Genomic DNA, 14,194 nt, shown 5'->3' with positions numbered 1-14,194 from the left:
AACACTTCCCCTCACCGGGTGTGTGGAGGACTTTCACCTCTTAGTCGTTCTTCTGCCACCACAGTTGAAGAACAGCGCCAGTCACGGCGCACATAACAAAAAGCCAGCAGGCAGACACTGCTGGCTTTTTGTTATGGCGGGATTAAAACAGGGGAACCAAGGTAAATAATCCAATGGTCGCCAACAGATTAATCATCGTGGTCATAATGGTGATGACCATCGCCGGCGGGTCAATATGTGTATCGCCGTGGATCAGGAAGATACGCGACATCAGTTCACCCAATATCGCGCAAATTATGCCAACGATAGCAGCCCAAATCAGGCTACCTGATGGCACCGCTACCAACGCGGCAGGCAGCGAAATATGATGTGACACCGGTACCTGAGTATTGAAATGCAGGAAAATCAGTGAGAACGCGGAAATACCAAACGCCAGCAGCGCGCCGTTGCCGCCAAACTTCAGGCCTAAAAAGCCTGCCATCAAGCCAATACCCAAGCCCAGCACGGAAAGCTGCGGAATGCGGCTATGGTAAGGTATCCAGCACTTATCCTGCGGCGGATAGCAGTGACGAATTCCCTGCTCCGGTTTTCCAAACAGGCCAGTTTTACCGAAAACCAGACGCGAGACCACGCCAGAAATCACCACGGTTAGTGCCACGGTATCGGTCCAAGCATTGCCGGACGGGAAGGCCGGAATCTGGTTCAACCCCCAGGCGATGATGTAACCAACCGCCCCAAAAACCCCGCCTACCAGCAGCACATCGTAAGCCGCCAGACCGCTCAACCCGGCAGTGATATCACGCCCGGAACCCAGCTTGCCTTTCTTCGCTGCATACGCCGTCGCCGCAACCCCAGCGGCAAAGCCGCCGGTGTGCGGGCCAAACAGTCCAAACGGAAAAGTAATAAAGTCCGATGATGCTCCGGTAATAATTTGCACTACCGTCATGGCGATAACCAGAAGCCCAACGAATTCAAACGCCGCCAGCGCGCCAACAGCCGCACCAAATATGCCGCCGCCGAAGGCAACTACAATATCTAAGCTATTCATCTAGCTTACCTCTGTAATTAAATCAAATGACAATATAAGTAATGCAGATTGCTCTATATTTTTAAAATTGAAATAGTATTCATGCGTAACAAATAAACAAGCGCAGCATTTTTTCGCACTCTTATTACATCTTTTATTAACCGCCGATATGGCAGTTAAAACCTAAGGATTCAACCATTGCTTTTAACTCTGCCATTTGGGCTTCTTCGATACTTTTTGTATCGCCCATCGGATACTGGCGACCAAGCAGATTATATTTATTTTCACCGAAGCTGTGATAAGGCAATAAGTGAATGGTATCGACGTTCTGCATCAGGCGGGCGAACTCCGCAATATTATGGATTTCCTGCGAATTGTCATTCACTCCTGGGATCACAGGAATACGCACAACCACTTTGGTTAAAAAGGAGATGCGCAGCAGATTCTCCAGAATCACTCTGTTATTCACGCCGGTGTTGCGCTCATGGATTTCCGGATCGATGGCTTTAATATCGGTCAGAGCAAGATCGACATAGGGAAATACCTCATCAATCACCGCTTTGGTGGTGAAGCCGCTTGTTTCAATAGCGGTGTGCCAGCCTTTGGCTTTACAGGCTTTAAGCAGCTCGCGGGCAAATTCCGGCTGCGCCAGCGGTTCACCACCGGACAGGGTAATCCCGCCGCCTGAACGCCGGTATAAATTCTCTTCTTTTTCCAGTTCGCGCATCACTGCCGTTACCGACATACGCTTGCCCTTCATTTCCAGCGCACGGGTAGGGCAAATCTCAGTACATTTCCCACACTGAATACAGCGGTCGCGATTGATAAACCAGGCATTAGTAGTGGAAAGAGCCTGTTGTGGGCAAGCATCAATACATTTTCCACAGCGGATGCAATCATTCTTTTTAAATAATAACTCTGGGCTGTGACGTTGTGATTCAGGATTACTACACCATTTGCAGGACAGCGGGCAGCCTTTAAAAAAAGGAATGGTTCGAATGCCTGGACCATCATGCAAAGAATAGCGTTGAATATTAAATATGACGCCTTCGGTTTCGTACTCAACTTTATTCATAACATCACTCTATATTTACCAGATGAATTACCTTTTCAGATAAAAGTAACAACCAGAAGTCGTGGAGAAAGTAACGGGCTATATATTGATACATAGCCCGTCTGGTATTTACGACAGTTGTTGCTCAGTACGGCTGATTATGTCGTCCTGAACTTCTTTCGCTAAAACTACCCACTGGGCGCTATAGCCCGCAACGCGTACCACCAGATCCTGATGTTGCTCAGGATTTTTCTGGGCTTCGATCAAAGTGTTGCGGTCGATAACGTTAAATTGAACGTGCATCCCTTTCTTATCGAAGTAGTGACGTATCAGGCCGCTGAAGTTGCGCAGACCGTTCTCGCCAGCCAAAGAAGACGGCAGGAATTTCTGATTATAGAGCGTACCGTTGGAGGCGATAAAGTGATCCAGTTTGGCAACTGAGTTGGCTGCGGCGGTTGGGCCAAGGGTGTCTTTACCCTGACGTGGAGATACGCCATCCGCCAACGGCTCTTTCGCCAGACGGCCATCCGGCAGTGCGGCAACGTCTTTACCAAACAGCACGTTCGCAGACACCGGATAGATACCAGCCTGGAACTGGCCACCGCGCGGGTTGGTATATTTCTCAACTTCCTGGCAGTAGATCAGCGCACATTTACGCGCTACTAAATCCACGTCATCGATGTCGTTACCGAAGCACGGTGTGTTTTCCAGAATACGACGGATCTCCTCGTGACGGGACATAGTGCCGGATTGCACCGGTGCTGCACTGCCGGAAGTCAGCTGGCGATAAACTTCGTTTTTAATCGCTGCCGGATCCAGCGCGCCATGCTGTTCAATGATGCGTTTCACCACATCGTAGATATCCTGCTCGTTGAGCGAGGATTTCGCCGCTGGAGTGTGCGGGTTCGCACCCACCGGATAACCGAAGTTGGCGTCCAGTGCGCTTTTCAGTTCGCTCAAAGACAGTTTACGATCTTCGAATACCTGTTTCTGGATGGCATAGACGGAGTCGCCGGTATCGGCTACGCCGAATGCTTGCGGCCCAGTAAAGTTGTAAATCGCCCCGCCTTCCTGGAGAGATTTACCACGGCCGATACAGTCGTCGACCAGTGCTGATAGGAACGGCAGCGGGCAGCGTTCGCCGTGGGCAATATCCACGCTGTTACAGGCTTCAACCAGTTGATGAACGAAGTGCGCCATCTGTTTCTGGAACGCGGTGTAGAAGTCCTCCATGCTGGTGAACTGAGTCAGTTCGCCAGTCACTGGGCCTAGCTGTTTATTGCCAACGCGACCGTTGTTCAGGGTGATTTCCAGCACTTTTGCAACGTTAAAGAACGCGGCGTCATGCCAGCCCTCGGTGCGATGCGGTGCCTGCGGCTCTACGCAGCCGATGATACAGTAATCACGCGCATCACGCAGCGAAATGCCACGGTTCTGCAGCGCCGGGATGATTACTTCATCGTTGTACATTGCCGGAACGCCCAGGCCCATACGCACCAGCTCGCAAGCGCGATACAGAAACTCATCCGGAGTACCCTGCCATACGCGGATTGAGAAGGATGGCTGCGGCAGACGCACATGGGCAGTCGCTTCCATACACATGTAGCTCAGATCGTTAGTTGCGTCGCGACCGTCTTCTGTCTGGCCGCCACAGCACAGGTTCTGGAACACTGCGTAACCGGCAAACGCCTGGGCAGAGACTTCGTCACGCGTTTTGTTAATGTCGTTAAGCTTGATCCAGCAGCAATCCACCAGTTCCTGCGCGAATTCACGCGAGATAGATTTGTCCGACTCCAGATACGGGTACATATACTGGTCGAAACGCCCCGGGGAGATAGAATGACCGCTGGATTCAATCTGTAACATGCTCTGAATAAACCAGAATGTCTGGCATGCTTCCCAGAATGTGGTAGCACCGTATTCCGGCACGCGAGTACAGTTTTGAGCAATCTGCTCCAGTTCGCGTTTACGGGTCGGATTGCTCTCCTGCTGCGCCAGACGGGATGCTTCTTCAGCGTAACGATGGGCGAAACGGATCGCTGCGTTATAACTGATCAGCACCGCATTATAGAACTGTTCTTTCTTTATATATCCTGGTTCAGTGCGATCTAATGATTCCAAGGCACGGCTAACTTCATTAATGATACCACGGAAACCAATTTTCAGCACTTTACCGTAGTCAACACTGACATGACCGACGCCCCCGAAGAAGTAGTTACCAACAGTGAATACACCGCTCGCCATACTCTCTTTAGTGCCTTCTGACATGTAAGATGCCGCCAGAGCACTGGTAGTTTTACCCGGCCAGTATTTAAATGCTTCATGAAGCTCCTGAGCAGTCTTTTTCGGGATAACAAACGGGTCGGCAATACGGTGTTCCATAGTCTCAAACTCTTTTTCCACCCAGTCGTAGGAGAACTCAGGGCAGATTTCAGTTGAGCGAGGATTAATAGTTACCGCTCCAACGATTAATTCGTCTGGGCGAATTGTTACCGGTAATTGGTTAAAGATTTTTTCCACCACTTTAGCACGACGCATAATCGCGGGCAGTTGTTCTGTTTCTTTATATGCTTCGGTTGCTAACACCGCGCGTTCTGATTCCACATACGGCTTCGCCGTCAGGATCATATTTCTCAGTCTTACAACACGGTCTGTCGGATTAGAAAAGCCTTTCTCTAACATATAAAACTCCCGAATATATTTTGTTAACCTTGCGGAGATGCCAGGGTATTAATGAATAATGCTAGTGCCCATTTGAGTAATAAAGTGACGTAATATTGCTGGATGCCCCATCCAGGTAGTCGCGGTTATTAAATTACCATCCACAATGGCTTCATCATCTGCGGCAGTGACCCACTGGCCACCCGCCATTTCCACTTCCGGTTTTACCGTAAAATATCCCGTCAGTTTCCGGCCTTTTAATACCCCAGCAGCGGCCAGAATTTGTGGGCCATGACAAATTGCAGCAACAGGTAATGTTAAATTCATCGCGTAATGCACGATATCCAATACTGACTTATTTAATCGCAAGTATTCCGATGAACGCCCACCAGAAATATAAACACCACTATATTCCTGTAACCTTATGTCATCAAATGATGCAGTTAATCTAAAAAGATGTCCGGGTTTTTCGGTGTAGGTCTGATCACCTTCAAAATCATGAATCGCGGTTTTAATAAACTCGCCGGTACGTTTTCCCGGACACACTACATCCACTCTGAAACCTAACATGTTTAATGCCTGCCATGGCACCATGACTTCATAGTCTTCAGAGAAATCGCCTGTGATAAGTAATATCTTCTTCATAAGCGGACTCTCAAAACTGGTTATCGTCTTCCTCAATGATTCGCATGGCTTCATGCACCGCCGCGACTTCGCCAAAAATGGCCAATGTGGTGATATGCTGAGGGCAACTGCCAAAGATTTCTGATACCACCACATTGGCGCTTTTACTGGCTACGTCGGCATAAAAATAGAGATCCGGAACCGGCAGTATTAACAAACCAATGGCGTCGATGCGAATCAAATCCAAACGCGAACGAAACTCCCCGGGCATACGCCGTTTCAACATAGCCAAAATATCCGGGGTCGGTGCGTTTATGATTCGTTTTTTCATCTTTAAGTCACCCTTCGCGATAGTTAGCGAATATTCAGCGCTTCAACCATTACACAGCGACGACGGCGTGCAAACGAACGCGCTGACGTAAGTCCCTCGCCGGTCGGTCCGGCAATCGTAAAGGTGGCATGCCCTTCACCGCCCACCCCCAGCCCTGCATAAGAGGGACCATTTTTAACAAAGATGGTGGTCTGGATCAGGCGCGCCATTTTGGTCAGCTTTTCGACGTTGGTGGAGTGCATAACCGCGGTATGACGATTGCCGTGCTCCACTTTCACCGCCAGCTCAATGGCTTCATCAACATTGTCTACGCGCACCACCGGCAGGACCGGCATCATCAGCTCATGCACCACAAACGGATGTGTTTTCTCAGCCTCAATTAAGATGACTTTGATATCGTCGCCAACCTGGATTCCCAGTTGTTGCAGGATATAGCGCGCATCTTTGCCGACAAAGGCGGTATTCGGCCCAGTGCCTTTTTCATTAAGCACCAACGATTGCAGTTGTTGACTTAACTTCTTATCGCACAACAGATAGGCACCGCTTTTCTTCATGCAGTGAATCAGATAGTCCGCTACCTGGTTCACAACAATCACCTCTTTTTCCGCCACGCACGGCAGGTTGTTGTCGAAGCTACAGCCCTTAATGATGTCGCGGGCTGCTTTTTCGATATCCGCCGTTTCATCTACCACAGCTGGCGGGTTACCTGCGCCTGCACCAATCGCTTTTTTACCTGATGACATCACGGTTTTCACGATGGCTGGACCGCCAGTCGCTACCAGCATGTTGATACGTGGGTCGTTGATCAGGACGTTGGTATTGTCGATGGACGGTTTGGTCACCGTTACCACCATGTTCGCCGGTGCGCCCAACTGGGCAAGCTTGTTGTTGATCAGCTCAACCGCGTACAGCGACACTTTGCGCGAGCGCGGATGTGGACTGAACACCACAGTGTTGCCTGCCGCCAGCATGCCTATGCTGTTGTTGATAATGGTTTCGGTCGGGTTAGTCGTTGGTGTAATCGAACCAATCACTCCGAACGCAGAGTATTCGATCAACGTTAAACCCCCGTCTCCGGAAACCGCGCTGGTGGTCAGATCTTCGATACCTGGCGTTTTCAGCGCTGCGACGCGGTTTTTGATCAGTTTGTCCTCGTAATTCCCCATGCCGGTCTCTTCCACCGCCATACGGGAAAGGGCACACAGCACATCTTCCTGCAGGAAGACATCGCGAATGCCATTGATAAACGAGGCGCGGTCTTGCATAGAACAGTGGCGATACTGTACCTGTGCCAAGACGGCGGCGGAAATCGCCTCATCCATGGTATCGAATGCTCCAGTGCTAGCATTCGCTACCTTCGCTACCTGAGAGATCGCACTGGCGTCGCGCACGGAAGAGTGCTGCGCCAACGCCTTAGCGACAATTTCATCCAACCCGTCGACCCGCGCTGCTTCTGACGTGGCGGGAGCTTCATCCGGTGTTGCTTTGGTGAATTTGCTCAGGATGGTCGAGACAGCCTGAGCGATTTCAATATCATTCATCTTTAAATTCCTTACTACTCTTCATCTACCGACCGCGCCGCGTGCATCGTCATCAGATGCTTAGATATATGGCGTCGTGGTGGATTTAATTTCCACCGGATCTAACGTGGAGAGCAGTTGTAGACCGACTTCACGCGCGGCAATCACCGCCTGACGTACTGCACCGGAATCACCGGAGAAGGTGAAGATCACTTCGTTACTAAAGCTGGTGCCTTGCGACGGGCTGGCATAACCCACCGGGTCAATCACGGCGGATTTCGCCGCAGCGTCGGCAATCACTAGGCCAATCGCCGCAGGCGAGGCACAGGTCATCCCGAAGGATTTACCAATCGGCGCACCCAGCGCTTTATTCAGCGCGTAGCTGGCACGAGCGGTGTACTGGAATTCAAGATGTCCGGCTGACGAGCCATAAACGTCACCCATGGTGCGTTCAATTTCAGACAGCGCCACTTCAACCGCACGCCTGACGTCGGAAACATCAGACGCACCAAAAATAATTAAGCAACCGTGTCCGCCACCTCCTTCGGTATCGCGGGCCAGCTCAATAGAAATAATTTCGCTGTTGGTTGCTTTAATCGCTTCGTCAGCCGCAAAAATTTGCGGGCCTGCGCCAGTACGTGCGCCAAGAATACCGATAGAGCGATATTTCTTGTCGATATTCATGACTTCATGCAATTGATTATCAACATTGGCAATCACTAGGCCGATAGTGTGGCCCAACGCAGTGCCGACAAATTCCGTAATACCGCAACCAGCGAAATTTGCTGCTGTTTTAGCTTCCGGTGAGATATCGGTTTGTTTATTCATTACGTCAGATATAATCTGCTCAACAAGATTATCTCTCATGATCAGTATCCTTTATTGTTATTAACCGATAGCCTTCGGTAGAATTTTTTCCACCTCAATGTGTGGGCGTGGAATAACATGTACGGAGACCAGTTCTCCCACTTTACTCGCAGCAGCGGAGCCCGCATCTGTCGCGGCTTTCACTGCGCCAACGTCGCCGCGAACCATCACAGTCACCAAGCCGGAGCCGATTTTTTCATAACCCACTAGGGTCACGTTGGCAGATTTCACCATGGTATCTGCAGCTTCAATTGCAGAAACCAGACCTTTCGTTTCAACCATTCCTAATGCTTCTTGTTGCATAACGACCTCAATATTTCCGATAGAAAGAAAACGTGCACAGAGGAATAGCAATCTACGGATTCACCCATGTGCATTAATTATTTAATTATCATAATGCTAAGGTTATTCAGACAAAATGTTTTGCGCGTCAGTGGGACTATCTTGCTTTTGCATTCCCGCAATTGACAATAAAATCCACCCGAGGTTTGTAATAAAAGATCTGCGTTTAAATTTCCTTGCAAAATAGCCCCGCTCTGAATAGCAATCATAATTACTGTTAAAACTGTCGTATTTTTGCCAATTAGTTATGCCGTGCGGGCAATCTCCGCTGCATCTATAGCAATCATTTTTTCTTCATTGGTTGGGATGACCGCAATCTTCGTGGTGTCGGTTTTAGAAATCAGTCCGCTACGTCCGCCGAACAGCTGCTGGTTACGTTCTTTATCCAGTTCCAATCCCAGCGCCTGAAGGCGTTGCACGGTAAGTTCTCGAATTAACGCCGAGTTTTCGCCAATTCCACCGGTGAAAATCAGCGCATCGAAGCGTTTAAGCGAGGTCACGTGGCCGCCGATATGTCGTGCGAGACGATGTACTAACACGTCGATGGCTAACGCTGCCCGTTCGTGGCCCTCATCACGCGCCTGCTGAAGGGTGCGGCAATCGCTGGATAAGCCGGAAATCCCCATTAGGCCGGACTGGTTATTGAGCATTTTGTACAGCGTGTCGAACGTTTGACCTGTGCGTTTCGCCAGATATGCGACGACACCAAAATCAAGATCCCCGCAGCGCGTGCCCATTACCAGCCCTTCCAGCGGGGTCATACCCATTGAGGTGTCAATGCTCGTGCCGTTTTGCACCGCACATAGCGATGAACCGTTGCCCAAGTGGGCAATCACGATGCCATGATCCGCCGGGTCGAGATCTAGTGATGCAAGCGCCTCGGCGGCAATATAGCGGTGAGATGTTCCGTGAAAGCCGTAACGTCGCACCATATAATCTTGCTGGAACTCCAGCGGGATCGCATAGGTGTAAGCAGCCGGAGACAAGGTCTGGTGGAACGCAGTATCGAACACCGCAATATGCGGCAACGCGGGCAACAGAGCCCGAGCCGCTTCAATACCAATCAGGTTGGCAGGGTTATGCAAAGGGGCCAGCACCGACAGCGCGCGGACTTTTTCGATCACATCATCGGTAACCAGTACTGATCTTTTGAAGTCGCTGCCGCCATGAGCCACGCGGTGCCCAACGGCGTTGATGGCTTCCAACAGTTGCTGTTCGTCGAGCTTCGCGAAGAGCACTTTGAGCGCATGCTGATGGCTGGCGTCATCCAGCGCGACAGTGGATTTATGGCCGTCTCGGTCTTTAAACGTTATGACAGCATGATCAATACCCAGTCGTTCCGCTAGGCCCGACAGCAACGGCTGATCTGCATCCTGAGGAATGACGGAGAATTTCATTGATGAGGAACCACAATTAATCACTAATACACAAGCTAAAGACATGATGCCCCCTGAAATGGACTGCAAAAAATTAACGGGTTGTTGTGAGGGGATAACGCAGAACGCTAAACTGCGCCATCGCCTGGCGGGCGATGAGCATATCTTCCTCAACACTGCCGCCGCTGATGCCGATGCCGCCTAGTAAGCGCCTGCCCGACCAGCAGGGAAAACCACCGCCGAAGCAGCAGATATCTTTTTCTTTCTCAAGGCCGTACAAATCACCACCCGGCTGTACCAGCGTTGCCAGTTCGTGAGTTGGCATTTTGAGAGCTACCGCGGTCCAGGCCTTTTGTGGTGCCAAGGTATGGCTGACCAGCAGGGCGTTATCCATGCTGAAGAAAAAACGCTGCTGACCGCAGGCATCCACTAGGCTAAAAACGATCGATACATTGCTGGACTGTGCTATTTCCCGGACCAACTTTGCCAGCAGTTCACTGTCCTCCAGGCTCAGCGACATCCGGAGTTCCGGTAACTGCGTGGCAATAGCCTCGTTAATCCAGTTGTCGAGTGAAGCCTCATTCGCAGACATAAGTATTCCTCAGCGTACGCGCCGCTATTAACCGTTAAGTTCGAGCGAGTCGACGATACCCACCACGGCAGCGTCAATCACCGAGTGATCTTTGTTGTTGCTCATACGCGCCGAACTGCCGGTGGTGATGATCACAATCTCTCCATTGCCCGCGCCGACAGTATCAACTGCCACCTGGGCATGAACAGTCGGCTGATAGTTTTCATCGAGCCGCGCCACTATCAGCAGTTTTGAGCCATTCAGCGAGGCGTGTTTGGTGGTGGAAACCAATGCGCCAGTAACTTTAGCGAGGTACATATTTCCTCCGGTTAACCATGGATAACAGTGAGATTACGCCGCTGGATTTCATCTCTGGCAGCAGGGGTAATCAGCGTGTCGCTCTCAATGCGCAGCACTGTGCCAATGGTCAGTAGGCGGATATCGCTCTGGGTGATTAAACGTTTTTTACCGGCTACTGTCAGGGTGGATTGGCTTCCTTGCACCGACTTGACATGGGCTGCACGTTTACCGAAAAGCGTAATGCCATAGCTCTCTAGGACCTGAGCGTAACCTTCCAGACAAGACAGCAGTGGCATCGGTAATTCGCTATCGACGCATTGTTGATGCAGCGTGGCGATAATCTGTTTACGGTGCTGTAACGTCTGAAATACAGTTTCACAGGCCAGATTATCGCGAATGCCCAGCGCAATTTTGCTCATGCTGTTGACAGAGAGCGCAGGCAGATAGAGCACCTCATAGTGAGGCGGCGATCTGTCAAATCCAGCACGAGAACCACGCTGAATTAGCGCATCCATGCAGACAGATTTCAGCGCCGACTGGCTGGCGCTGTGAGAAAAATTTACCCACAACTGATAACCCGCCAGCTCAAGCGCCTCAAGGCAGTTCAGCGTTTCCGGCAGCGAGGAGATATCCTCACCAGTCACCACTACGCAGACATTTTTCTGCGCGACGGATTGTGCCAACACTTCAGCGATGACCCGGTCCAGCAGTTGCGATAAGGTTTGATTGTCCATTGATTTACCCCTGGTCCGCATTCATGGCGATGCCTAATGGTGTGACCAATAGTGGCTCTGCCGAAGGAATCACATTTTTACCGGTTTGTTTACTGAACACGTTGGCAAACTGGCTGAAGCTGCTCGCGCCACCTACCAAATAAATATTTTTTACCTGCTGGGTAGCGAACCATCCCGACACCAAGCTGGCCATTTTCTGGGCCACCGGTAGCACCAGGGTAAAGACCTGCGCTTCCTGCCCGTTTTTTTTCATTTCTTCCGCCTCGGCATAAGGCAAGCCCAGCGCGCCAGCGATCACCAACTTCATATGGCTTCCACCGGTGGGCTCATCGGCACTGAACGTCACTTTACCGCTTTTCAAAATGCTCATGCCGGTGGTGCCTCCTCCGACATCCACCACCGCCCCGTTTTTAATATTCAGCGCGCTGGCAGCGGCTACCGGTTCATCTAGTACTTGGGTCACGATAAAACCCGCCAACTCCACTACGTTGACGATCACTTTTGTGTTGCCTTCAGAGATCCCCGGTGGGACTGCGATCGCCGCGCGCTCCAGCGTGCAGCCCTGTTTCTGTTCAAGAATTTGTTTGAGACGTGCTACTACCCGGCTGGCGGTCAGGTAATCCACCACCACGCCGTCTTTCACCACATTGGAGGGATACATTACCCCTGCCACCGGCTGGTTATCTTCATCCAGCACCACGATTGCGATATTGGCGGTACCGAGATCCCCCCCACCTTCAACGCGCCGGAGTAGGGCCGACATTCGCCGCTGTCAATCAGCGCGGCCAATTCGTGAAATCGGCAGTTTTCGGGGCTGTTAGCCATGGCGCGCAGCCTGTTTTATGCCGCGAACGGTATCGCCATTACGCAGACCGACGCCGTTAGCTTCTTCCATATCAATATGCAGTTCCAGCACTGCATCCGCCGTGACGCGTACCACTACATGGCTGAGCACACCACCGCGCGGACCGTTTGTTTGCACATCGATTTCCATTCCGTCATGCAGGCCGTGCAGTTCGGCTTCTTCGGGCGAGATATGGATATGGCGCCAGGCGACAATCATGCCGTTGTGTTTCACCACCCGCCCTTTCGGACCGATGATTTCAATGCCCGGCGAATCCAGCAGATCCCCCGACATGCGCACCGGAGCTTTAGTGCCCAGCGCAAAGCCGTCGGCCACAGAGATTTCCACCTGCGTGGCATTACGCAGTGGCCCTAACACGCGCACTTTGTTGAGCTCGCCTTTTGGCCCGCGCAGCGTCACCATCTCTTCGGCGGCATACTGACCGGGCTGTTTCAACGCTTTAGAACGGGTTAGCGTAGAGCCGTAGCCAAACAGAATGTCCATATCTTCACGGCACAGATGAACATGGCGGTTGGACACGCCCACCGGAATATTCAGCGCGACAGGCGCGGCAGCAGGCGCTGCCGTTTTTTTACTGGTGGCAAGTTCCTGCAAAATTTGTTGGGTAATCCACTCGGCTTGTTGTTCGGTGTAATTCATAATGGGTACGACCTGATTATTGGGTTATCTTATGGGTAATGGGCGTCTAACGATCAGGATAGGGAGTAACGACGCCCGGTTTTTGTTTATCAGCAGGACTTTTTTGACTGCTTCACGGAGGCTGAACAAAGTTATCCAGCTAGCCGGTAATCAGGTCGATCAACCCTTCGACATCATGCGTCGTCACCTGCCGCGGGTTCGACGCGGTACAACCGTCGGCCAGCGTCGAATTCACCAGTGCGCTGCGCAACTCGATGATTTTTGCACGGTCGATGCCCAGTTCGCTGAGAGTGACGGGGATGCAGAAATGGCGATTGATCTGGCGGATCTCCTGAGTCATCAGCGCGATGGCCTGCTCCGGTACCGCATGGTCAATGCCTATGATTTGCGCGCAACGGTGATAGCGATCGCGGGTTTCAGTGCTGGCCCGTTTGCTGTTGAAGTCGATGACAATCGGCAGCAGCATGGCGTTAATTTTGCCATGAGGAATATGCAGCATCCCGCCGATGGCGTGTGCCATGCCGTGTACCAACCCCAGCCCGGCGGAGTTAAATGCCATGCCTGCCATACAGGAGGCATTGTGCATGTGGGTGCGCGCCGCAATGTCTTTTTCGTCGTTAAACACCTGCGGCAGATAGCGCCAGGTCAACGCGATGGCTTTTTCCGCCAGCGCATCGCTAAAGTCATTTGAGCCAGTAGAGACAAAGGCTTCAATGGCATGGGTCAGCACGTCCATGCCGGTATCTACCGCGACATGACGCGGCGCGGTTAACACTAGGTTAGGATCGAGAATGGCGATTTCCGGCACCAGTTGCCCGGAGATCAACGGATATTTGCGGCCATTTTGCGGATCAGAGATGATCGCGTAGGACGTCACTTCAGAGCCGGATCCGCTGGTTGTGGGAATAGCAATGAGATCGATTTGATGATCTCCAAAATACTCTTCCAATGTGACTTTAATTCCTTTCGCAGCGTCCAGCGACGAGCCGCCGCCGAGGGCGATAATAACGTCGGGCTTAAAGGCTTTAAAACGCGCCGCGCCGGAAGTCAGAATATCAATATCTGGATCCGGAGTAACCTCACCGAAAATGCATACCGATGCCTCAGGCATATGGCTTATTAAATAACGAGTTTTACCTGATGACATCATAAAATCATCGGTGACAATACCGACTCGTTTATTATTAAATTGGCATAGAGAGGTTATTGCCTCTTCACCAAAATAAATTTTGGGGCACGAAAAATAATAGCGGGCCATGTGTAACTACCTTAATCATGGTAAA

The 14,194-nt window shown here is 51.2% G+C and carries 15 protein-coding genes; all 15 read right to left on the bottom strand.

Going from position 1 to position 14,194, the window contains the following annotated elements; genetic code table 11:
- Window positions 1–142: 142 nt before the first annotated feature.
- A complete protein-coding gene (gene grpO, locus EAS44_RS22430; RefSeq protein WP_001086421.1) occupies window positions 143–1,048 on the bottom strand; it encodes a propanediol utilization system permease GrpO in 906 nt (301 codons plus the stop codon).
- A 136-nt stretch (window positions 1,049–1,184) separates the two neighbouring features.
- A complete protein-coding gene (grpN, locus tag EAS44_RS22425; protein ID WP_001044977.1) occupies window positions 1,185–2,102 on the bottom strand; it encodes a glycyl radical diol dehydratase-activating enzyme GrpN in 918 nt (305 codons plus the stop codon).
- A gap of 108 nt (window positions 2,103–2,210) precedes the next feature.
- A complete protein-coding gene (gene grpM, locus EAS44_RS22420) occupies window positions 2,211–4,763 on the bottom strand; it encodes a glycyl radical diol dehydratase GrpM (protein ID WP_000890295.1) in 2,553 nt (850 codons plus the stop codon).
- 48 nt (window positions 4,764–4,811) lie between these two features.
- The gene (gene grpL, locus EAS44_RS22415) at window positions 4,812–5,387 is read right to left on the bottom strand and encodes a propanediol utilization system protease GrpL (RefSeq protein ID WP_000722279.1); all 576 of its coding nucleotides are present in this window, start codon (window positions 5,385–5,387) and stop codon (window positions 4,812–4,814) included.
- A 10-nt stretch (window positions 5,388–5,397) separates the two neighbouring features.
- Window positions 5,398–5,697: a propanediol utilization system shell hexameric protein GrpK gene (gene grpK / locus EAS44_RS22410; protein ID WP_000746009.1), complete on the bottom strand. Its 300-nt coding sequence runs from the start codon at window positions 5,695–5,697 to the stop codon at window positions 5,398–5,400.
- Window positions 5,698–5,720: 23 nt separating this feature from the next.
- Window positions 5,721–7,238: a propanediol utilization system aldehyde dehydrogenase GrpJ gene (gene grpJ / locus EAS44_RS22405; RefSeq protein ID WP_000997839.1), complete on the bottom strand. Its 1,518-nt coding sequence runs from the start codon at window positions 7,236–7,238 to the stop codon at window positions 5,721–5,723.
- Window positions 7,239–7,298: 60 nt separating this feature from the next.
- Window positions 7,299–8,084: a propanediol utilization microcompartment protein GrpI gene (grpI, locus tag EAS44_RS22400; RefSeq protein ID WP_001205499.1), complete on the bottom strand. Its 786-nt coding sequence runs from the start codon at window positions 8,082–8,084 to the stop codon at window positions 7,299–7,301.
- 21 nt (window positions 8,085–8,105) lie between these two features.
- On the bottom strand, window positions 8,106–8,387 hold the full coding sequence (gene grpH, locus EAS44_RS22395) for a propanediol utilization system shell hexameric protein GrpH (RefSeq protein ID WP_001301171.1): 282 nt from the start codon (window positions 8,385–8,387) through the stop codon (window positions 8,106–8,108).
- 284 nt (window positions 8,388–8,671) lie between these two features.
- The gene (gene grpG / locus EAS44_RS22390; protein ID WP_001362987.1) at window positions 8,672–9,868 is read right to left on the bottom strand and encodes a propanediol utilization system propionate kinase GrpG; all 1,197 of its coding nucleotides are present in this window, start codon (window positions 9,866–9,868) and stop codon (window positions 8,672–8,674) included.
- Window positions 9,869–9,896: 28 nt separating this feature from the next.
- Window positions 9,897–10,394: a propanediol utilization system heme-binding protein GrpF gene (gene grpF, locus EAS44_RS22385; protein ID WP_001332069.1), complete on the bottom strand. Its 498-nt coding sequence runs from the start codon at window positions 10,392–10,394 to the stop codon at window positions 9,897–9,899.
- Window positions 10,395–10,421: 27 nt separating this feature from the next.
- Window positions 10,422–10,691 carry a propanediol utilization microcompartment vertex protein GrpE gene (grpE, locus tag EAS44_RS22380; RefSeq protein WP_000280292.1) on the bottom strand — a complete coding sequence of 90 codons (270 nt, stop codon included), beginning with the start codon at window positions 10,689–10,691 and terminating at the stop codon, window positions 10,422–10,424.
- Between the two features lie 11 nt (window positions 10,692–10,702).
- Complete coding sequence (grpD, locus tag EAS44_RS22375) at window positions 10,703–11,428, bottom strand: propanediol utilization system flavoprotein GrpD (RefSeq protein WP_002430742.1); 726 nt, start codon at window positions 11,426–11,428, stop codon at window positions 10,703–10,705.
- The gene (gene grpC / locus EAS44_RS22370; RefSeq protein ID WP_001332070.1) at window positions 11,412–12,170 is read right to left on the bottom strand and encodes a propanediol utilization system chaperone GrpC; all 759 of its coding nucleotides are present in this window, start codon (window positions 12,168–12,170) and stop codon (window positions 11,412–11,414) included. The genes grpD and grpC overlap by 17 nt, the downstream gene beginning before the upstream one ends.
- Window positions 12,171–12,224: 54 nt before the next feature.
- Complete coding sequence (grpB, locus tag EAS44_RS22365) at window positions 12,225–12,911, bottom strand: propanediol utilization system phosphotransacylase GrpB (RefSeq protein WP_001109982.1); 687 nt, start codon at window positions 12,909–12,911, stop codon at window positions 12,225–12,227.
- Between the two features lie 139 nt (window positions 12,912–13,050).
- Window positions 13,051–14,169, bottom strand: coding sequence for a propanediol utilization system alcohol dehydrogenase GrpA (grpA, locus tag EAS44_RS22360; RefSeq protein ID WP_000135343.1), 1,119 nt, complete (start codon window positions 14,167–14,169; stop codon window positions 13,051–13,053).
- Window positions 14,170–14,194: the final 25 nt, after the last annotated feature.

Origin of the sequence: Escherichia coli DSM 30083 = JCM 1649 = ATCC 11775 (genome assembly GCF_003697165.2) — a bacterium.
Lineage (GTDB): Bacteria > Pseudomonadota > Gammaproteobacteria > Enterobacterales > Enterobacteriaceae > Escherichia > Escherichia coli.
This window is presented reverse-complemented; position numbering and strand designations above follow the sequence as displayed.

Bases quoted from the DNA above. Each gene is read 5' to 3' on its own strand.
- grpD (WP_002430742.1), bottom strand. From the start codon at position 11,428: ATGCGGACCAGGGGTAAATCAATGGACAATCAAACCTTATCGCAACTG.
- grpA (WP_000135343.1), bottom strand. From the start codon at position 14,169: ATGGCCCGCTATTATTTTTCGTGCCCCAAAATTTATTTTGGTGAAGAG.
- grpH (WP_001301171.1), bottom strand. From the start codon at position 8,387: ATGCAACAAGAAGCATTAGGAATGGTTGAAACGAAAGGTCTGGTTTCT.
- grpN (WP_001044977.1), bottom strand. From the start codon at position 2,102: ATGAATAAAGTTGAGTACGAAACCGAAGGCGTCATATTTAATATTCAA.
- grpC (WP_001332070.1), bottom strand. From the start codon at position 12,170: ATGTCGGCCCTACTCCGGCGCGTTGAAGGTGGGGGGGATCTCGGTACC.
- grpO (WP_001086421.1), bottom strand. From the start codon at position 1,048: ATGAATAGCTTAGATATTGTAGTTGCCTTCGGCGGCGGCATATTTGGT.
- grpF (WP_001332069.1), bottom strand. From the start codon at position 10,394: ATGTCTGCGAATGAGGCTTCACTCGACAACTGGATTAACGAGGCTATT.
- grpB (WP_001109982.1), bottom strand. From the start codon at position 12,911: ATGAATTACACCGAACAACAAGCCGAGTGGATTACCCAACAAATTTTG.
- grpJ (WP_000997839.1), bottom strand. From the start codon at position 7,238: ATGAATGATATTGAAATCGCTCAGGCTGTCTCGACCATCCTGAGCAAA.
- grpE (WP_000280292.1), bottom strand. From the start codon at position 10,691: ATGTACCTCGCTAAAGTTACTGGCGCATTGGTTTCCACCACCAAACAC.
- grpK (WP_000746009.1), bottom strand. From the start codon at position 5,697: ATGAAAAAACGAATCATAAACGCACCGACCCCGGATATTTTGGCTATG.
- grpL (WP_000722279.1), bottom strand. From the start codon at position 5,387: ATGAAGAAGATATTACTTATCACAGGCGATTTCTCTGAAGACTATGAA.
- grpI (WP_001205499.1), bottom strand. From the start codon at position 8,084: ATGAGAGATAATCTTGTTGAGCAGATTATATCTGACGTAATGAATAAA.
- grpG (WP_001362987.1), bottom strand. From the start codon at position 9,868: ATGTCTTTAGCTTGTGTATTAGTGATTAATTGTGGTTCCTCATCAATG.
- grpM (WP_000890295.1), bottom strand. From the start codon at position 4,763: ATGTTAGAGAAAGGCTTTTCTAATCCGACAGACCGTGTTGTAAGACTG.